The organism is Pseudoalteromonas sp. ASV78 (assembly GCF_047806705.1).
GTDB classification, from domain to species: Bacteria; Pseudomonadota; Gammaproteobacteria; order Enterobacterales; family Alteromonadaceae; genus Pseudoalteromonas; species Pseudoalteromonas prydzensis_A.
The window spans coordinates 1,364,562-1,385,000 of sequence record NZ_JBLOPA010000001.1 but is presented as its reverse complement, the minus strand read 5'-3'; the positions used below and the strand labels follow the sequence as shown (position 1 = coordinate 1,385,000).

At 41.3% G+C, this 20,439-nt stretch carries 16 protein-coding genes and 2 rRNA genes (1 of these 18 cut by a window edge); 8 read left to right on the top strand and 10 right to left on the bottom strand.

Annotated elements, in window-relative coordinates; all coding sequences use genetic code 11:
• From ACMVDV_RS06145 to adk, 5 genes are all read left to right on the top strand, one after another.
• Positions 1 to 1,048, top strand: a 23S ribosomal RNA gene (locus tag ACMVDV_RS06145) (it extends 1,941 nt beyond the left edge of the window).
• Between the two features lie 171 nt (positions 1,049 to 1,219).
• Positions 1,220 to 1,334: ribosomal RNA gene (gene rrf, locus ACMVDV_RS06140) — 5S ribosomal RNA — on the top strand.
• A 438-nt stretch (positions 1,335 to 1,772) separates the two neighbouring features.
• The gene (locus ACMVDV_RS06135; RefSeq protein ID WP_416157547.1) at positions 1,773 to 2,486 is read left to right on the top strand and encodes an RluA family pseudouridine synthase; all 714 of its coding nucleotides are present in this window, start codon (positions 1,773 to 1,775) and stop codon (positions 2,484 to 2,486) included.
• A 135-nt stretch (positions 2,487 to 2,621) separates the two neighbouring features.
• Complete coding sequence (gene htpG, locus ACMVDV_RS06130; RefSeq protein WP_304182820.1) at positions 2,622 to 4,535, top strand: molecular chaperone HtpG; 1,914 nt, start codon at positions 2,622 to 2,624, stop codon at positions 4,533 to 4,535.
• Between the two features lie 178 nt (positions 4,536 to 4,713).
• Positions 4,714 to 5,358 (top strand): adenylate kinase, encoded by a 645-nt coding sequence (gene adk, locus ACMVDV_RS06125; RefSeq protein WP_416157546.1) that lies wholly within the window; start codon positions 4,714 to 4,716, stop codon positions 5,356 to 5,358.
• Positions 5,359 to 5,429: 71 nt separating this feature from the next.
• On the opposite strand, the gene tpx is transcribed toward adk, so the two are convergent.
• Positions 5,430 to 6,011, bottom strand: coding sequence for a thiol peroxidase (gene tpx, locus ACMVDV_RS06120; protein WP_304183162.1), 582 nt, complete (start codon positions 6,009 to 6,011; stop codon positions 5,430 to 5,432).
• A gap of 206 nt (positions 6,012 to 6,217) precedes the next feature.
• Between tpx and ACMVDV_RS06115 the strand changes: the two genes are divergently transcribed.
• Both ACMVDV_RS06115 and ACMVDV_RS06110 read left to right on the top strand, forming a co-directional pair.
• Positions 6,218 to 7,222: a response regulator gene (locus tag ACMVDV_RS06115; RefSeq protein ID WP_304183165.1), complete on the top strand. Its 1,005-nt coding sequence runs from the start codon at positions 6,218 to 6,220 to the stop codon at positions 7,220 to 7,222.
• 4 nt (positions 7,223 to 7,226) lie between these two features.
• On the top strand, positions 7,227 to 8,198 hold the full coding sequence (locus tag ACMVDV_RS06110; RefSeq protein WP_304183167.1) for a diguanylate cyclase: 972 nt from the start codon (positions 7,227 to 7,229) through the stop codon (positions 8,196 to 8,198).
• A 52-nt stretch (positions 8,199 to 8,250) separates the two neighbouring features.
• Here the strand turns inward: ACMVDV_RS06110 and ACMVDV_RS06105 are convergent, their stop codons facing one another.
• The 4 genes from ACMVDV_RS06105 to ACMVDV_RS06090 all read right to left on the bottom strand — a co-directional run bounded on the left by ACMVDV_RS06105 (position 8,251) and on the right by ACMVDV_RS06090 (position 13,786).
• Positions 8,251 to 9,765, bottom strand: coding sequence for a SpoVR family protein (locus ACMVDV_RS06105; protein WP_304183169.1), 1,515 nt, complete (start codon positions 9,763 to 9,765; stop codon positions 8,251 to 8,253).
• Positions 9,766 to 9,786: 21 nt separating this feature from the next.
• Positions 9,787 to 11,073: a YeaH/YhbH family protein gene (locus ACMVDV_RS06100; protein WP_416157545.1), complete on the bottom strand. Its 1,287-nt coding sequence runs from the start codon at positions 11,071 to 11,073 to the stop codon at positions 9,787 to 9,789.
• A 30-nt stretch (positions 11,074 to 11,103) separates the two neighbouring features.
• The gene (locus ACMVDV_RS06095; protein WP_304183174.1) at positions 11,104 to 13,026 is read right to left on the bottom strand and encodes a PrkA family serine protein kinase; all 1,923 of its coding nucleotides are present in this window, start codon (positions 13,024 to 13,026) and stop codon (positions 11,104 to 11,106) included.
• 178 nt (positions 13,027 to 13,204) lie between these two features.
• Positions 13,205 to 13,786 carry a superoxide dismutase gene (locus ACMVDV_RS06090; protein WP_304183177.1) on the bottom strand — a complete coding sequence of 194 codons (582 nt, stop codon included), beginning with the start codon at positions 13,784 to 13,786 and terminating at the stop codon, positions 13,205 to 13,207.
• Positions 13,787 to 14,062: 276 nt separating this feature from the next.
• On the opposite strand from ACMVDV_RS06090, the gene ACMVDV_RS06085 reads away from it, so the two are divergent.
• Positions 14,063 to 14,401, top strand: coding sequence for a Grx4 family monothiol glutaredoxin (locus tag ACMVDV_RS06085; protein ID WP_304183178.1), 339 nt, complete (start codon positions 14,063 to 14,065; stop codon positions 14,399 to 14,401).
• A 29-nt stretch (positions 14,402 to 14,430) separates the two neighbouring features.
• Here the strand turns inward: ACMVDV_RS06085 and ACMVDV_RS06080 are convergent, their stop codons facing one another.
• The 5 genes from ACMVDV_RS06080 to ACMVDV_RS06060 all read right to left on the bottom strand — a co-directional run bounded on the left by ACMVDV_RS06080 (position 14,431) and on the right by ACMVDV_RS06060 (position 20,439).
• Entirely contained in the window at positions 14,431 to 15,771 is a 1,341-nt protein-coding gene (locus tag ACMVDV_RS06080) for a sensor histidine kinase (protein ID WP_416157544.1), read from the bottom strand.
• Positions 15,771 to 17,099, bottom strand: a complete 1,329-nt coding sequence (locus tag ACMVDV_RS06075) for a sigma-54-dependent transcriptional regulator (protein WP_416157543.1) — start codon at positions 17,097 to 17,099, stop codon at positions 15,771 to 15,773. The genes ACMVDV_RS06080 and ACMVDV_RS06075 overlap by 1 nt, the downstream gene beginning before the upstream one ends.
• A gap of 92 nt (positions 17,100 to 17,191) precedes the next feature.
• Positions 17,192 to 18,400 (bottom strand): ABC transporter permease, encoded by a 1,209-nt coding sequence (locus ACMVDV_RS06070; protein ID WP_416157542.1) that lies wholly within the window; start codon positions 18,398 to 18,400, stop codon positions 17,192 to 17,194.
• A gap of 11 nt (positions 18,401 to 18,411) precedes the next feature.
• The gene (locus ACMVDV_RS06065; RefSeq protein ID WP_416157541.1) at positions 18,412 to 19,725 is read right to left on the bottom strand and encodes an ABC transporter permease; all 1,314 of its coding nucleotides are present in this window, start codon (positions 19,723 to 19,725) and stop codon (positions 18,412 to 18,414) included.
• Between the two features lie 3 nt (positions 19,726 to 19,728).
• Complete coding sequence (locus tag ACMVDV_RS06060) at positions 19,729 to 20,439, bottom strand: ABC transporter ATP-binding protein (protein WP_304183184.1); 711 nt, start codon at positions 20,437 to 20,439, stop codon at positions 19,729 to 19,731.

Here is a 20,439-nt window from a genome sequence, read left to right as displayed (position 1 = left end):
ATGGGGTTATCTTCGGAGAAGCTCTTGATCGAAGCCCCGGTAAACGGCGGCCGTAACTATAACGGTCCTAAGGTAGCGAAATTCCTTGTCGGGTAAGTTCCGACCTGCACGAATGGTGTAACCATGGCCACGCTGTCTCCACCCGAGACTCAGTGAAATTGAAATCGCAGTGAAGATGCTGTGTACCCGCGGCTAGACGGAAAGACCCCGTGAACCTTTACTACAGCTTGGCACTGAACATTGAACCTACATGTGTAGGATAGGTGGGAGACTTTGAAGGCGAGACGCTAGTCTTGTTGGAGTCGTCCTTGAAATACCACCCTTGTAGTTTTGATGTTCTAACGTTGGCCCCTGAATCGGGGTTACGGACAGTGCCTGGTGGGTAGTTTGACTGGGGCGGTCTCCTCCCAAAGAGTAACGGAGGAGCACGAAGGTTGGCTAAGTACGGTCGGACATCGTACGGTTAGTGTAATGGTAGAAGCCAGCTTAACTGCGAGACAGACACGTCGAGCAGGTACGAAAGTAGGTCATAGTGATCCGGTGGTTCTGAATGGAAGGGCCATCGCTCAACGGATAAAAGGTACTCCGGGGATAACAGGCTGATACCGCCCAAGAGTTCATATCGACGGCGGTGTTTGGCACCTCGATGTCGGCTCATCACATCCTGGGGCTGAAGTCGGTCCCAAGGGTATGGCTGTTCGCCATTTAAAGTGGTACGCGAGCTGGGTTTAGAACGTCGTGAGACAGTTCGGTCCCTATCTGCCGTGGGCGTTTGAGAATTGAGAGGGGTTGCTCCTAGTACGAGAGGACCGGAGTGAACGAACCGCTGGTGTTCGGGTTGTCATGCCAATGGCATTGCCCGGTAGCTACGTTCGGAACTGATAAGCGCTGAAAGCATCTAAGCGCGAAGCAGGCCTCGAGATGAGTTCTCACTAGACTTTTAAAGTCTCTGAAGGGCCGTTGAAGACTACAACGTTGATAGGCAAGATGTGGAAGCATAGTGATATGTTAAGCTAACTTGTACTAATTACCCGTGAGGCTTAACCATACAACGCCAAACGCGTTTTATGTGATAGTTGAACAAGCGAAGAAGTTAATAGACTAAAGTAGATTTACTGGCAGCTGTAAGCGATAAGCTTAAAGTTGTAAGAAGACAATTATCAGCCATTTTCCAAATTTTAATTAATTGGCTCGAAAGAGCGGATTAATACCAAATTTGCTTGGTGACAATAGCGTTTTGGACCCACCTGACCCCATGCCGAACTCAGTAGTGAAACGAAACAGCGCCGATGATAGTGTAGCATTTGTTATGTGAAAGTAGGTCATCGCCAGGCTCCAAATTAAAGAAAGCCGCTTCAGAAATGAAGCGGCTTTTTACGTTTGCAGGAAAGTGAAATAGCTAGCGAGTTAGCGAGAGTAAAGTTAGCGAGTTGCACAGCGTCAACCTGATACCATTTTGATTTAATTCATGATCTATTTAAACTAGGAGAGTTTCTTTTATAAAATAACTTGAAACGATTCTATATCGTTCTTGTAGGAAACTAAGTCATTTTTAGAAGAATGATACATTTGATCACTTATTAAATAGTTTTGGTATGACCACCGTAGCGTGGGTTGATGAGTATCACGAAACCCACGACTAAGCCTGAGCTTTTTCTTTCACATATTTAAATAAGCTTTAAAATAGTGCAATAATACCAATCGACTTAAATATTTAGCCATTCTAGCGCTAATTATTTTGGTTTGTGTACCAAACCACGGTAAGGAATTAAATGTCTGATTGTAGCCTGAATCCTAATGTGATTGTTGATGACTTTATTGCATCGGTTTGTCATGAGCATGTGGAAATTTTATATCAAGACGATGATATTTTATTGATCAATAAACCCAGTGGGTTACTGAGTTTGTCTGGTAAAAACTCGGCTAACTGGGATTCGGTGCATTATCGTTTAGTGCATGGGCAGCGTGGTATCACAGCCGCATTTGAGAGCGCTAAATTGCCACATCGGTTAGATTATGGTACTTCAGGTATTATGATTGTAGGCCTTAACCCTGAATCAACTAGGCAGCTTAATAAGCAGTTTCAAGCAGGGACAATAAAAAAACACTATATAGCCATGTTGGATGGCTGGTTATTCAATGACGCAGGCCAAATAAACGCTGCAATAGCCAAAGATAAGTTACTCTTTCCATTAGTTAAAATTTGTAATACGACGGGTAAATCAGCCGTCAGTGACTACACAGTATTACAGCGCTTAACATCACCGCCACGTACTTTAGTGCAATTTACCCCTGTAACGGGACGTACTCATCAATTACGTATTCACAGTCATAGCATTGGGCACCCAATTGTTGGCTGTGATCTGTATAAAAACCAACATAGCCAACAACTGGCTGAACGGTTGCAATTACATGCCAGCGATCTGTTTTTTGTACACCCTCGAAGCTCCAAGCAAACGCACTTCCATTGCCCACAGCCATTTTGATTGCAAGGATAAACAACTTAACTTCCGTGTTTATCCTGCTAGAGCTTACTTTTTTACTCTTTTGACTTGAAGTTAACGAACCGCGCCCCATATTAAGTGCATAACGCAGACACTTTACAAATTGGAGATATATAAATGACTGCAGCACAAAAAGAAACATTAGGCTTTCAAACAGAAGTTAAACAACTATTAAACTTAATGATTCACTCACTTTATTCTAATAAAGAAATTTTCTTACGTGAGCTTGTGTCAAATGCCTCAGACGCGGCTGATAAATTACGCTTTTTAGCACTTTCAAATGGTGAGCTATACCAAGGTGACGCAGACTTACATGTGCGTATTAGTGCCGATAAAGAAAAAAATACCGTGACTATTTCTGATAACGGTATTGGTATGACTCGTGATGAAGTGATCAGCTCGTTAGGGACGATTGCTAAATCAGGTACAGCTGAGTTTTTCAAAAACTTAACTGGCGACCAAAGCAAAGATTCGCAACTGATTGGTCAATTTGGTGTTGGTTTTTATTCTGCATTTATCGTTGCAGATCTTGTGACAGTTCGTACCCGTAAAGCCGGTGAAGAAAAAGGCGTTGAGTGGCAATCACAAGGTGAAGGCGAATACACGTTAGAAGAAATTGAAAAAGCAGGCCGTGGTACTGAAATCACTTTACACCTGCGTGAAGATGAAAAAGAATTTGCTGATGAATGGCGCCTACGTAGTATTGTAACTAAGTACTCGGATCATATTTCTACACCAGTGCAAATGTACAAAGCCGAAGTGCCTGAGTCAGAAGGTGAAGATGGCGAGAAAATTCCAGCAGTCCCTGGTGAGTGGGAAAGCATTAACCGCGCCACGGCAATGTGGACGCGTGATAAATCAGAGCTATCTGAAGACGAATACAAAGAGTTTTATAAGCATGTAAGCCATGATTGGGAAGATCCACTTAGCTGGGCTCACAACAAAGTTGAAGGTAAAACAGAATACACCAGCTTACTGTACATTCCTAAAAAAGCACCATTTGATTTATGGAATCGTGATCGTCAAAGTGGCTTAAAACTGTATGTACAACGCGTATTTGTAATGGATGATGCTGAGCAATTTATGCCTAGCTACTTACGCTTTGTGAAAGGTTTACTTGATTCAAACGATTTACCGCTAAACGTATCGCGTGAAATCCTCCAAGATAACAAAGTAACGCAAGCAATCCGTAAAGGTTGTACGTCACGTACCTTAAAACTGCTTGAGCGTATGGCGAAAAATAAAGCCGACGATTATCAAGTATTTTGGAACGAGTTTGGTCAAGTGATCAAAGAAGGTCCAGCGGAAGATACAGCAAACAAAGAAGCGATTGCTAAGTTACTGCGTTTCTCTTCAACACACACTGATGAAGAGGCACAAAACGTTGCATTAGAGCAATACGTTGAGCGTATGAACGAAGGGCAAGACGCGATTTACTACGTTGTTGCTGATTCATTCACAGCAGCGAAAAGCTCTCCACACTTAGAGATCTTCCGTAAGAAAGGTATCGAAGTGCTGTTAATGAGTGACCGTGTTGATGAGTGGATGATGAGCCACCTAACCGAGTTTGCTGAAAAACCATTTAAGTCGATTACCCGTGGTGATCTAGACTTAGGTAACTTAGACGATGAAGAGACCAAAAAAGCGCAAGAAGAGTCTGAAAAAGAAGTGGCAGGCTTAGTTGAGCGCATCAAAACGGCACTCGGTGACAGCGTTAAAGACGTGCGTTTTACGCATCGTTTGACTGATTCACCAGCCTGTGTGGTTAGCGACGACAACGACATGAGCTCACAAATGCAAAAGCTAATGGAATCAGTGGGTCAAGCTGCTCCTGAAGCAAAACCAATTTTTGAGCTAAACCCAGAGCACCAACTTGTTAAGCATTTAAATGTTGAACAAGACGAAGATAAATTTGCTCAGTGGTCACATGTACTGCTTGATCAAGCCTTGCTCGCAGAGCGTGGCACACTAAAAGATCCTGCAGGTTTTGTGACTCGTTTAAATAAATTAATGCTAGATTTGAGCAAGTAATTGCCCAAAACGTAACATTTTAATAAAAAGGGGACCTTGGTTCCCTTTTTTATGATTGAGACTAATCAATTGGTATAAGTTGCTTGAGTATCGCAGGCGCTTATGGAAGAATTCAGGCTTTATAATAAATCATACTGATACGCTTTTCGTAAAATCAGTATCAAACGAGGACAATGATATGCGCATTATTCTTTTGGGCGCGCCGGGTGCAGGTAAAGGCACTCAAGCTCAGTTTTTGATGGACAAGTACGGTATTCCACAGATCTCTACCGGTGATATGTTACGTGCTGCAATTAAAGAAGGCACACCACTGGGTCTTGAAGCGAAAAAAGTAATGGATGCGGGTCAGCTAATTTCTGATGACATCATCATTGGTCTTGTTAAAGAGCGTATTACTAAAGCTGATTGTGAGAAAGGTTTTTTACTCGATGGTTTCCCACGTACCATTCCACAAGCAGATGCAATGAAAGAAAACGGCGTTGTGGTTGACCACGTAATTGAATTTGATGTAGCCGATGAGATCATTGTTGATCGCATGGGTGGACGTCGTGTTCATCCAGGCTCTGGCCGTGTATACCATGTTGTATATAACCCACCAAAAGTTGAAGATAAAGACGACGTCACAGGTGAAGAGTTAATTATTCGCGCCGATGATACTGAAGAAACAGTACGTAAGCGTTTGGGTATTTACCATGAGCAAACAATGCCACTGGTTGATTATTATCAAGCAGAAGCTAAAGCGGGCAACACGCAGTATCATCGTTTAGACGGTACTCAAGCTGTTGAAGCTGTTAACCAGCAACTTGCTGAATTATTAGGTTAATAATTCAATCAATAAAAAAACCGCCGATTGGCGGTTTTTTTATTATTGTAATTTACTCATTGGATAATAAATTACAATGCGCTTAATGCACTCAATACTGGGTCATATTTTGGTTCTGTTGATAAATCAGCGACTAACTGTTTATAAACAATTTTATGACTCGCATCTAATACAAATACGGCACGAGTAAGTAGTCCCATATCTTTAATTATCAAGCCATAATTTTGACCAAAGTCACGCCATACAGAATCAGATAATGCGGTGATTTTATCTATGTTTTCGGCTTTGCAAAAACGTTTTTGTGCAAAGGGTAAATCAGCACTGATGGTGAGCATGGCTATATTTGGAAATTGCGACGCGACCTTTTCGTTAAAATGTTTGGTTTGAATACTACAAACACCAGTATCTAGGCTTGGCACAACGCTTATTAAAATAGCCTTACCTTGATAATCCGCTAATGTGATTGGTGTAAATGAGCCATCAACCACTTTGAAATCAGGCGCTTTATCACCAAGTTTTACACCTTGCCCTAATAAAGTGATTGGTTTTGATTGTGCTGATACTTTACCAGCATCTAGCGTGTTTTCGGTCATATCGGCTGCAAAAGCCATAGAGCAAAAGGCACTTAAAGCAAAAGTGAGTGAACGAAGCATACGGTATTTCCTTTAGAGTTAACGCAATTAGCGTGAGTGTATTATAATCACTCATGTACACCAAGCGTTTAGTTTAATTTAAAATTGTAATGCACGGTTACATTGATTAACATGAAGCCGTGATACCGTTTGTACCTTACTCATAAAAATAAAAGCACATTGTTCTAGTATTTATTGCTACCAATGTAAGCGACCAGAGAGACACTATGCCAACATCGGTTCTAATTTGTGATGATTCTAAGCTTGCGCGCCGTCAGTTAGCTCGTTCGTTGCCCGATGATTGGGATATTAAAGTTGAGTTTGCTGAAGATGGCGTGCATTGTATTGAGCAAATTAAAGCGTTAAACCCTGAAATATTATTCCTTGATTTAAATATGCCGCAAATGGATGGCTACGAAGTACTGCAAGCAATTCAAGAGCAAAACTTGGATATATTAACCGTTGTTGTCTCAGGCGATATTCAGCCCAATGCGCATCAGCGGGTGATCGAACTTGGCGCGATAGACTTTATTCAAAAACCGTGTGATGCGCAAAAGCTTGCCGATATTATCGAACACCATGGCATTAAAGATAAAGCAATGCGCGAGCGACTCTCACACCGTTTAGGTGAGCAAGTTGACCCAGATGTTAGAGATATCTATCAAGAGCTTACTAACGTTGCTATGGGCCAAGCAGGGGACTTGCTTGCCCGTTTGCTGAATGTATTTGTAGAGTTGCCCATTCCGAATGTTAATATTCTTGAAGTAAACGAATTAGATATGGCACTGCGGTCAATTGACGCTAATGCGTCTACTTCTGGCGTGTGCCAAGGTTTTATTGGCGGCGGTGTTTCCGGTGAAGCGTTGTTATTACTTAATGATTCAAGCTTTAAAGAAATCGCGTCCTTGATGAATTATCAAGGGGAGCTCAATAAGAAAATTGAGCTGGAGCTATTAATGGATATTAGTAATATCTTGATTGGTGCAATTTTAACCGGTTTATCACGTCAATTAGATATGACATTTAGTCAGGGTCACCCTGTCGTGCTAGGGCAACACTGTGATGTAGCTGATTTAGTGAAGGCGAATAAATCACGCTGGCAACGTACCTTAGCCATAGAAATTAGCTATGGTATTGAAAATCACAATATAAATTGTGATTTAATGCTGTTGTTTACTGAAGATTCACTAAAAACTTTGAAATACAAAGTTGCTTACCTACTAGAAGACTAACATTATGCCTGCTGCTGATTTTAATATGAATGAAATCCATTGGTTAATGGATATGTTTAACACCGTTGATATTGGTTTGGTGGTATTAGATAGAGATTATAAAGTGTGTATTTGGAATGGCTTTATGGAAAACCATTCAGGTATGCTACCCAGTGCAGTGAAAGATAAAGACTTGTTTGATTTGTTTCCTTCAATAGACGAAAAATGGTTTCGCAGTAAATCTGAGTCAGTGTTTATTTTGAAAAACCGCTCATTTACGATTTGGGAGCAACAGCCCTATATTTTCCGTTTTAAAAACTACCGACCAATTACCGGTAAAGCGGATCATATGTATCAAAATGCAACGTTTATTCCGCTGTCAAATACAATGGGTGAAGTTGGCCATATTTGTATCATAATCTATGACGTCACTGACGTTGCGGTTAATAAAAAAGAGCTTGAAGAAGTCAATCGTCAATTGGAGCAAATGAGCCAAACGGATGCGTTGACACAATTAGCTAATCGCGGTCATTGGGAAAACACGCTTCGCCAAGAGTTTTTGCGGATCAAACGAAGTGCTGGATGTAGTACTTTATTGATGTTTGATATCGATCACTTTAAAAAAGTGAATGATGAATACGGCCATCGCTGTGGTGATGAAGCACTGCGCAACATTGCAGATTTATTGCGTAAAACATTACGTGAAACTGATATTGCGGGGCGCTATGGTGGTGAAGAATTTGCTGTTACTTTATTGGACACGGATCGCCAAGGTGCTGAAATATTTGCAGAGCGGCTACGTAGCTTAATTGAAAATTCCTCTATCTATTTTGATGAACAGCAAATTAAAATGACAGTTAGCATTGGCTTTGCTTGTTTTCAAGATAGTTTTGAGCGCCATGAAAAATGGATTGAAGCGGCGGATAAAGCACTTTATTTTTCAAAAGAAAATGGCAGAAACTGTGTCAGCGCCTATCAGGATTTAAACGAATCTTAATGCAAGAAATGACGCTAATAGCGTCATTTCTTTACCCCCGTGCAATTTATCATTACTGTGTGGTATGGCGAGAATCGTCCGATGGACATTGCCCAAGTGGGGTCATCTCGCCAGAGCTGGATTCTTGCTCCAGTTTTACTTGAAAGCCCCACAGCCTGTATAAGTGTTTTAATACCTCATCATGAGACTTAGCCAGCGGGATATTTTGATGTGGCACGTAGCGTAAGGTTAAAGAGCGATCACCTCTAATATCAACATCATAAACTTGGATGTTGGGTTCCCGGTTGCTGAGGTTATATTGTGCTGAGAGTGCGGTTCTTACTGCGTGGTAGCCGCTTTCATCGTGAATGGCACCGACTTGTAAGTTTGGATCTTTTTCGTGATCAATAATAGTAAAAAGCTTAAAATCACGGATCAATTTGGGTGATAGAAATTGGCTAATAAAGCTCTCATCTTTAAAGTTTTCCATCGCAAAATGTAAGGTATCCAGCCAATTACTACCCGCATAGTCAGGAAACCATTGTTTATCTTCTTCAGTGGGATTTTCGCAGATACGACGAATATCCACCATCATATTAAAGCCTAGCGCATACGGGTTAATACCAGAATAATAGTTACTATTATAAGGGGGTTGATACACCACATTGGTATGACTTTGTAAAAACTCTAACATAAACGAATCAGTAAGTTTTCCTTCATCGTATAAGTGGTTCAAAATGGTATAGTGCCAAAATGTTGCCCAACCTTCATTCATTACCTGAGTTTGTTTTTGTGGATAAAAATACTGTGAAATTTTCCGCACAATGCGGATCACTTCTCGCTGCCATGATTCAAGCAATGGCGCATTTTTTTCAATAAAGTACAAAATATTCTCTTGTGGCTCAGAGGGGAAGTGTCGCTCACGTTTTTTTGTTTCTTGCTGATTGGAAGGAATAGTACGCCATAGTTCGTTTACTTGTGATTGTAAATAATTTTCGCGTTCTTGCTGGCGTTTTTGTTCTTCAAATAAAGAAATTTGTTGTGGGCGTTTATAACGATCAACGCCATAATTCATCAGCGCATGGCATGAATCTAACAAATTCTCGACTTCGTCAATACCATACTTTTCTTCACAACGGGCAATATAGTTTTTAGCAAACAGTAAGTAATCAATAATTGAGCTGGCATCTGTCCATGTTTTAAATAAATAATTCCCTTTAAAAAAAGAGTTATGCCCATAACATGCATGCGCCATTACTAATGCTTGCATAGGTAAGGTGTTTTCTTCCATTAAATAAGCAATGCAGGGATCTGAATTAATCACAATCTCATACGCTAAACCCATCTGCCCGCGTTTGTAGTTTTGCTCTGTTTGAATAAATTTTTTGCCATATGACCAATGGCTGTAACCAATTGGCATGCCAACGCTGGAGTAGGCATCCATCATTTGCTCTGCGGTGATCACTTCTATTTGGTTGACGTAGGTATCGAGACGATAATGTTCAGCCACACGGGCTATTTCGTCTTGGTATTGCTGTAATAACTCAAACGTCCAATCTGGCCCATCACTCATTCGTTTATCGGTCATATAAATACCTCGTTGTGCAGCTTAGGCTGCACCTTGGTGTTGACGACTCTTTTTAAATAGCTCACGGAAAATAGGGTAAATATCTTCAACATTACGAATATGTTGAATAGCAAAATTGTCATGGGTTTGACAAATAGCTTGGTATTCGCGCCACAAACTCTGATGGGCACGCGTAGTGATCTCAATATAGGCATAATAACGCACGTCTTTTAAAAGTTTATTACGCAAAATTTCACCACACTGTGGTGAGTCATCAGCCCAATTATCACCATCAGAGGCCTGTGCTGCATAAACATTCCATTCGCCTGCGTGGTAACGCTCTGAGATGATCTCATTCATTAATTTAAGCGCACTGGAGACAATTGTTCCGCCGGTTTCTTGAGAATAGAAAAACTCTTGCTCATCCACTTCTTTGGCTTGGGTGTGGTGGCGAATATACACCACTTCAATGTCTTTATAACTACGGGTTAAAAACTGATAGAGCAATATATAAAAGCGTTTCGCCATATCTTTGGTGGCCTGATCCATTGAGCCCGACACATCCATAATACAAAACATCACAGCTTTACTGGTTGGGTGTGGTTGCTTTTCGTAATTACGAAAACGCAGATCATAATTATCAATAAAAGGCACTGCGTCAATACGTTTTTGTAATGCCGCAATTTCTTGCTCAAGTAATGCAATTGCTGCGATATCGGGTTTATCCTCTGCCATTAATATGCAAAGCTGTGCTTCAAGCTCTGCTAATTGCCGTTTTTTACCCGCGGTCATCGCTACGCGCCTAGCCACTGAACCTTGTAAAGAACGGACAATATCAATGTTGCTTGGCATACCATCGCTGCAAAAACCAGCGCGATGAGTTTTCATTTGCACGAGTTTATCCAACTGGTTCTGTTGTAGGTTTGGCAGCTCTAAATCTTCAAACAGTAAATCTAAGTATTCATCTTTTGAAATTGAAAATACAAAATCGTCTTCGCCTTCACCAGAGTCACTTGCTTCGCCTTCACCCGCACCACCACTGCCTTGGCCACCTTGCGGGCGTTTAATTGTATCCCCAGTTGAAAACTGATCATTGCCAGGGTGAATTTGTTCTCTATTACCTCCTTTACCTTGGTGAAAAGTCGGCTCACTGATATCCCGTTGTGGGATTGAAATACTTTCTCCACTACTGGTATCAGTGACGCTACGTTTATTTATCGCATCGGATACCGCTTCTTTTATTTGTTTTTTATAGCGCCTGATAAAACGTTGACGATTTAACGTGCTCTTATTCTTACCGTTCAGGCGACGGTCTATAAAATGCGCCATAAAGCCCCCTAAAATACTTCAGTTTGATTGTTATTGTGATTTACGCACCCGTAAATACCATTCAGATAACAAACGTACTTGTTTTTGGGTATAGCCTTTTTCTACCATGCGATTGACAAAATCCTCATGTTTTTTCTGATCTTCTGCGGATGTTTTCGCATTGAATGAAATAACCGGTAATAGCTCTTCGGTATTGGAGAACATTTTTTTCTCAATCACAGTGCGTAGTTTTTCATAGCTAGTCCACAATGGATTTTTACCATTATTGTGAGCTCGTGCCCGCAGCACGAAATTGACTATTTCGTTGCGGAAATCTTTTGGATTTGAAATCCCCGCAGGCTTTTCAATTTTTTCAAGTTCAGCATTTAAGGCTTCGCGGTTGAATAGCTGGCCGGTATCAGGGTCGCGGTATTCTTGATCTTGGATCCAAAAATCAGCGTAAGTGACATAACGGTCAAAAATGTTTTGGCCATATTCAGAATAAGATTCTAAGTAGGCGGTTTGCAACTCTTTACCGATAAACTCAACATACTGCGGAATTAAATAGCCTTTTAAGTGGCTTAAGTAGCGTTCTTCCACGTCGGCAGAGAATTGCTCGCGTTCAATTTGTTGCTCTAATACGTAGAACAAATGCACTGGGTTTGCAGCTACTTCAAGTGTGTCAAAGTTAAATACTCGCGATAAAATTTTAAATGCAAAGCGGGTCGAAAGCCCGGTCATGCCTTCATCAACACCGGCATAATCACGATACTCTTGATACGATTTAGCTTTTGGATCGGTGTCTTTTAAGCTTTCGCCGTCATAGACTCGCATTTTTGAGTAGATACTGGAGTTTTCAGGATCTTTTAACCGTGATAGCGTGGTAAATTTTGCCAATGTTTCCAATGTTCCAGGGGCACAAGGGGCATTATATAATTCACTGTGCTCTAGCAGTTTGTTGTAAATTTTCACTTCTTCTGAAGCGCGTAAACAATAAGGTACTTTTACAATGTAAACACGGTCTAAAAAGGCTTCATTATTTTTGTTGCTTTTAAAGGTCTGCCATTCTGATTCATTTGAATGGGCTAAAATCATGCCGCTGAAGGGCAGCGCACTGATCCCTTCGGTGCCGTTATAGTTACCTTCTTGGGTTGCTGTTAGTAGTGGGTGCAGCACTTTTATTGGCGCTTTAAACATCTCAACAAATTCCATTAAACCTTGATTTGCAAGACATAATGAACCGGAATAAGCATAGGCATCAGCATCGTTTTGAGCAAAATGCTCTAGTTTGCGAATATCAACTTTACCGACTAAAGCAGAAATATCTTGGTTGTTTTCATCGCCAGGTTCGGTTTTTGCAATAGCAATTTGATTTAATATCGAGGGGTAGCGTTTGACCACTCTAAATTGGCTAATATCGCCATTAAATTCAGATAAACGCTTAGTGGCCCAAGGTGACATTATCGTTTTTAAATAACGGGGTTTAATACCGTATTCTTTTGCCATCAGCTCAGCATCTTCATTTGGGTCAAATAGCGCCAGAGGGTGGTCATTAACCGGCGAGCCTTTAATTGAATAAATGGGCACCTGTTGCATTAAATATTTTAGCTTTTCGGCAATCGATGATTTACCACCGCCTACAGGTCCAAGTAGATAAAGCACTTGTTTACACTCTTCAAGGCCTTGTGCGGCATGTTTTAGGTAAGAAACGATTTGTTCAATCGCGTCCTCCATACCGTAAAAATCATTAAAGGCGGGGTAGCGTGCAACTACTCTGTTTGAAAATAATCGACTTAATCGTGCATCTTTGGAAGTGTCGATCATTTTTGGCTCACCAATGGCCGCTAATAATCGCTCCGGTGCGCTGGCATAAGCCGATTTATCAGTTTTACAAATCTCTAAGAACTCAGCGATACTGTACTCTTCTTCTTGTGCCGCTTCGTATCGTGCTTGGTAATGCTCAAAAATACTCATGGAACCTCCGAAAAACCTGCTTAAACTAGGTGCTTACAAATTAAAAAAGAAGCAAAGGTTATTTAAAGCTTAGTCATGAATTTAGATTTTTGTGCAATAAAATTAAAAATTTATGTTAGAAAATAAAAAAGACGCCGCAGCGTCTTTTAAATTAAGCTTGCTCAAAACGAGCAATCAATTATGCGAAGTTAGCGTTCGCGAATTCCCAGTTAACTAGCGACCAGAATGCTTTTAAGTAATCTGGACGAACGTTACGGAAATCAATGTAGTAAGCGTGTTCCCACAGATCCACAGTCAGGATTGGTGTTACACCGTCTTGAGTTAGCGGCGTTGCTGCGTTAGAAGTATTAACGATGTCTAAAGAACCATCAGCTAATTTAACTAACCAAGTCCAGCTAGAACCGAAGTTGTTAACTGCTTTGTCATCAAAAGCTGCTTGGAATGCTTCAAAAGAACCCCATTTAGCATTGATAGCATCTGCAACCGCGCCCGTTGCTACGCCACCGCCATTTGGAGATAGGCTGTTCCAGTAGAAAGTATGGTTCCAGATCTGTGCTGCATTGTTAAATACGCCACCTTCAGAAGAACATACGATTTCTTCAAGTGATTTACCTTCAAATTCAGTACCTGGGATTAAACCGTTAAGTTTAACAACGTAAGTGTTGTGGTGCTTGCCGTGGTGAAACTCTAATGTTTCTTGTGAAATATGTGGCTCAAGTGCGTTAATTGCATATGGTAGTGACGGTAGTTCAAATGCCATTTTTTATCTCCATCTTCTTTTGGTTGATAGTCCAAATAGTAATAGGTAATACCTGTTCAAACAGGATAGCTGCCTATACCAAATGGGATTATAGTGTTACTATAATTGTTGAGTATTTTACTCAAGTTTTAGCAAACAGCAATGCCAAACAGCAGTGCAAATGCAAGACTATTTCGATTGCGGCTTTATTTGCCCACTTTAAGATACATATATGAGGCTAAATGAAAATTTTTCAAGCCTTGATATGTTCAGCTATCGTCACTTTTGAGGTTGTAGATGGAAACCATTGATAAAATTAAACAGCAGATTTCTGAAAATCCAATTATCCTTTATATGAAAGGATCGCCTAAATTACCTAATTGTGGTTTTTCTTCACAAGCATCTCAAGCATTAATGTCATGCGGTGAACCGTTTGCCTATGTTGATATTTTACTAAACCCTGATATTCGAGCTGAATTACCAGCCTATGCTAATTGGCCAACATTTCCACAATTGTGGATTGATGGCGAGTTGATCGGTGGCTGTGACATTATCATTGAAATGTTTCAACGTGGTGAATTACAACCACTGATCACAGAAACAGCAGCTAAATACAAAGCAGCTGACGCTGAATAATCCTTATCAGCAAATCAACAAAAAGCCGCTTAATTGCGGCTTTTTTGTGATTGTTTGATGGGGTGGTGAGGCAGAATGACATGAACACTAAGGCCGCCGTGTTTACGATTATGTAAGCTAATTTGACCATGATGCGCTTCGACTATTTCACGGCACAATGCTAACCCCAAGCCGCTACCCGCGACTTTAGTTGAATAAAATGGGATCAATGCATTCGCCATCACTTGCTCACTCATGCCTTTACCTTGGTCGTTGACGCTAATATGCGTGCCTTTACTATCTTGTGAAATAGAGACTCTAATATGCTCGTGTGCTGAGCCTGATTCGTGGGCATTTTTTAGTAAGTTGATCAGCAGTTGCTCGATTTGAGTTGGATCGGCAAAGGTCGTTACCTCTTTACTGATCTCGATCATACAGCTCCATTGGGCCTGTAATTGTCCCAGTAACATCGGCCAATCAAGTGTAATGGGTTGTGGTGTAGGCAGTTTGGCAAATTTACCATAGCCTTGGACAAACTCATTGAGGTGTTTAATACGTTCAGAAATGGTGGCAAAAACCCGCCTAAGCCTTGGTTCATCTATTTTTTCACTGAGTAACTGGCCGCTGTGCAGCATTGATGACATGGGACCGAGTGAGTTATTAAGTTCGTGACTGATGATCCGAATGACCTTTTTCCATACTTCGACCTCTTGACGGCTAAGCTCGCGGGTGAGTTGTTTAAAGACATATAAGTAATGATATTGATTGTTAAGTAATAACTTACCTGTTGATAAATGCCACGCTTGAGATTCTTGCTGTTCAGTATCTAGTGTAAATAAACCATCACTACCGCGCGTTAAAGCATTGTTTAACTGCGGATGAGCATTTTCAAGCAGGTGTGTAAATTGACTTCCTTCAAGGGGAGTTTTAGCATTAAAAAGATCCCGTGCACTGTAGTTACTGTAAACAATAAAGCCTTTATCATTTCTTAATAGCACCGCTTGTGGTGAGCTTTGTAGCACTTTATCAAGCATCAATTCACGCTGATAAATCCACTGTCTCTCTTGGCGTAATTGCTTTGCCGTTTGATTATACAATTGACATAACTTACCTAATTCATCATTGCTGTTATAGGCAAGCAGGGTGGCTAATTCACCATCTTTAAAATTAAGTAAGCCGGTTTCAAGTGACTTTATACCTTGTACTAAAGTGTGGCTGAGCCGAAAAGATAAATAACTGGCAAGCAGTACTGTGATCAAAGTTGTTGTTATTAGTAATGGCCAGTTTAATTGCGTCAACCAACAGATGATCCAAACCGGAATAAGTGCAGAGACGTTACATAGCAACATTATTTTCTCGGTGATGGGCAATGCGAGTTTATTACTTTGCATCAATAATCAATCTCAAATTTTTGTAAACGTCGATACAGTGCCTGACGGCTTAAGCCAAACTGACGGGCCACTTTAGCAATAACGCCTTGTTGGTCACGCATGGCATTTTCTAGCGCTAGTTTAGTGGGTTCTTGTTTCGTTGGCTGAGCGTGGCTGGTTAGCGATTGCAGGGCAAAATCATCAAGGGTAATGTCGCCATGGGGCTTGAGTACCGCAGCACGTTTACAGGCGTTTTCTAGCTCTCGAACATTGCCTGGCCAACTGTACGCCAGTAACCCTTGCTCTGTTGCAAGTGTCAGTTCGCGATCAACTAAAAAGTGCTTAGCAAGTGCTAAAATGTCATCAGGCCTTTGCGCTAAACTTGGCAGGTTGAGCTCAATCACGTTGAGGCGATAATATAAGTCTTCTCTAAATCGACCTGCATGAATGGCCGCTTTTAAATCTTCATTGGTAGCTGAAATAACCCGTACATTTACTTTTTGTGTTTTTGTTGATCCGAGTCGTTCAAACTCACCCGTCTGCAGCACGCGCAATAATTTCATTTGCCCAGATAAGGGTAGGTTACCAATTTCATCTAAAAACAGCGTACCGCCATCAGCTGCTTCAAAGCGGCCAATTCGTTGTTTGGTAATACCAGTATAGGCACCTGCTTCAGCGCCAAATAACTCAGCTTCAATTAGGTCATGGGGCAGAGCCCCCGCATTGACTGTTACAAATGCTTTGTTATGTAAATGCGAGTTGGCTTGAATAATACGCGCAATGCGTTCTTTACCACTGCCGTTGGCACCTGTTATAAGCACAGACACATCCGATTTAGCCACTTGTATTGCCAAATTGAGAATTTTTTCCATGGCGGTACTTTGATAAACTAAACCAACTAAGTTGGCATCGGCTAAACTTGCTGTTCGCTCTTGCTGGTGGCGCTCATAAGTGGCGTTTTGTTGTTTTGTTTGGCCAAGTTCGATTAGGTTATTTACGCAGGTCAGCAATTTACTATCGTCCCAAGGCTTGGGTAAATAATCGGCGGCCCCCGCTTTCACCAGTTCAATAGCGGTTGCAAGCTCAGTCCACGCGGTGATCAAAATAATTGGCAAGTGTGGGTTGAGCTCTCTTAATTGGTAGAACAGCGCTTTGCCTTCCTCACCTGAGGTGGTGTCATTACTAAAATTCATATCTTGAATAACCAGCGCGATACGTTGGTATTGCACTATTTGTAACGCTTCACGCTGTGTTTTTGCAGTGACAACGTGGTAGTCATGAATTTCTAACAGTAATGACAAGGCTTCTAATATGGCAGGGTTGTCATCGACAATAAGTATTTTTTCCATGTGAATTTAATCGCTGTTTATTTTTATGTAGATAAAGATTTGTGAAAATGCTACACCGAGTAAATCAAGTGTAGCATAGGTTGGGAGCTGCTTTATATTGTTCTAGTGGCGATACTCGGTGATATGTTGGCGGCACGTTTTGCAGGGCCAAACACGGCAAGTAAGCTCATCACAAACACCATAATGGCGGTGCCTGCAATATAGCTCGGTGGCAGTGTGGCAATTGAAAAGTGCTGCATTAATAATTGACCAAGTAACAGCGCAGCAATAATGCCAATGAGTAACCCCATACAGCAGATCATCGCATTTTCAACCAAAAAGTAGTTAATGATGGCTGACTTTCTTGCCCCTAATGCACGGCGAGTACCTATTTGTTTGGTGCGTTTGCTGATATTAAATAAGGTTAAACCAAAGATCCCCAGAGCAGTTACCAGTACCAATATCGTGATGAGCACAATCAACATGCGCATCATCAGTTTGTCTGCTGCAACATATTCATCTTTAAGTTGATCTAAGCCTTTGATGTTGTTGATCACGCGTTTACTGTAATTATTTAGCATCGCGGTTTCGATTTGCTTCATTACAGCTGCACGTTGACCAGGCTTGGTTCTTACTGCAAATTGTGCGTAAGTTTTGCCTTGAATATAAGGGATCAGCGCCACATTATTTGGGTGACTATCTTTAAGCCAAGGACTCTTCATATGATCTGCTACACCGATAATCGTTAAAGGCAAATCGCCAAAGTAAATTGTTTTGCCTAGGCCATCACCTTCAGGAAAAAGTTCATCGAGTAACGCTTGCGTGACGACAGTCACATTGGTGGTTCGCTCCGTTGGTAAATTGGTGATTGTTACTTCATCCTCGCTAAAGTTGCGCCCTGCAATTAGTTTCACGCCATAAGTGTCTAAACCATGCTCATCAATGAAAATATAAGAACTACGGATACTTTTACTTTCTTGAGGAGCCGGTTTTAAATTAAAGCTTGATGCGCTACCACTGCCGGATAACGGAATACTGCTGCTTTGTGCTGCATTTACAACCCCAGGTAGGGCTCTTAACATCGCTTCGTCTAATTCAAACTGTTGGCTGGCATCAATATCTTTACCAAAGGTCATCACATTAAATTTGAATAAGTCTTGCTCAGGGTAACCCGTTTCTTGATTTAAAAAAGCGATTCTATCTTGGATAATAAATGCCGCATTACTAACAATGGCAGTGGTGATGGCAATTTGAATTAATAATAATACAGCCCCGACTTTTGAGCGGCAAAGAGCATGAAATATAGGTTTGATTTCTAACATAATAAGGCTCCTTATTGGCTCTTGAGGTAAATTGCAGGATTGGTTTTACAGACTAACCAAGCAGGATACAGTCCGGCTACGATGCAGGTTGTAATAGCGATAACAGGTGCACTGAGTAACATGGTGATATCCATGGTGGCGATTGATGAATAGTAATCATAGCTTTGACGAACACTCCACAGACCTAGTTGCGCAAGTACGATACCAACTAAACCGCCAAAACACCCGAGCATAGCCACTTCAACAAGGTGTTGTAAAAACACTTGTCGTTTACTGGCCCCTAGTGCTCGGCGCACACCCACCTCCGGTGCCCGACGTAAAAACTTCGCGAGCAATAAACCAAGGATATTTGCTAAGCACACAGCTAAAAACATAAAGCTTAAGCCGACCAATATTTTGTTGTCTTCACTAACGACATTGTTGTATTGCATCCATTGATTAACATCACGAAGGCTATACTCGGGTTTTTCTCGCGTAAAGCGGCCACGCTTTTTTTGTTCTGCAATGTAAGAATTAAGGTAATTGCTGTAGTTTGCTTTTTGCTCAGCGTTATCAAGTTGCGCCCAAAATTGGATCCAAACTATTTCCGATTGCATTCTATCGGCGTAGCTGTTGATATTTTCATGTTTCCAACCGTTACTGTTGCCCCAACTAGTGAGCTCTTTGGTTTTGACTAAACTAAACGGTAAAAATAAATCTTCAGGTTCATTAAATGCACCATTATTTAAATCATAATACTTAAGGTTGAGAGGCCAGTCAGCAATGACACCGACAACTTGGTAGCTATCGTCATCCAAATAGACTAGTTTGCCAATGGAGTTTTCACCAGCAAACAACTTATCGTTCAGCTCTTTTGAAATCACCACAACAGGGGCAGCAGATTGCTCTTGTTGCTCACTCCAAACACTGCCATAAATAAATGACACATCAAACATATTAAAGAAATCTGGTGTGGTCATGCGTGCTTCACCAGTAAACGGCTTTACTTTGTCTGAGTCTAAATAAACTGAAAAACCAGTGCGCATCATGGCCACCTTTTTTTCAGGAACAGCTGCATTTTGTAAATTGACTGCATCTTGATAAGTCAGCTGCATAGGCAGGTTATCATCGGTCCACCACGTATGTCCTTCATCCATTGTTTGTAATTGCACAGCATAAAGTTGACTGCTTTTTTCGGGAATAGGGTCCGCCGACATCATGTGATAAACGCTTAAACTGGTCATGGTCACCCCAATCCCAATAGCAATGGCTAGCACCATTAACATGCTTACCAGTGGTGTGCGCTTAAAGCTACGCCAACTTAAATCGAGGTAATGTAATAGCATGGCTTAGGCTCCTGCGACATTTTTAAGATTTTGCGCGCCTTGATAAAGGGTAAAGTCGGCGAGTTGACCATCAACCACTTGAATGTTGCGCGGTGCTCTGCGAGCAAGTTCTGGATCATGAGTCACCATAATGATAGTCGCGCCGTCACGATTAATTTGCTCAAGTAACTCCATCACTTGGCGTGCCATTAAACTATCAAGGTTACCCGTTGGCTCATCCGCTAATAAAAAGCGTGGCTCACCGGCAAGGGCGCGAGCTATTGCTACCCGTTGTTGTTGCCCACCCGATAATTGCTGCGGCAAATGCTTAGCGCGAGAGGCGAGGCCGACTTGTTCTAAGCATTGCTCAATACGACGTTTACGCTCGCTTGTTTTAATACCACGGTAGCGCAGTGGTACTTCAATGTTCTCATATAAATTTAAATCAGGAATAAGATTAAAACCTTGGAAAATAAAACCAATTTTTTGATTACGAACATCAGCGCGTTGATTGTCGTTAAGCTTACCCACATCAATGCCATCGAGCAGGTATTCACCACTGCTAAAAGGTTCTAACATACCTGCGATGTTTAAAAAGGTCGTTTTCCCCGAGCCACTTGGGCCTGTCACAGCGATAAATTCGCCTTCTTCTACGTGTAAATTAAAGTCGCGTAGTGCATGGGTTTGCACCATTTCTGTTTGATACAGTTTGCTGATATTGTTCATTTTAAGCAT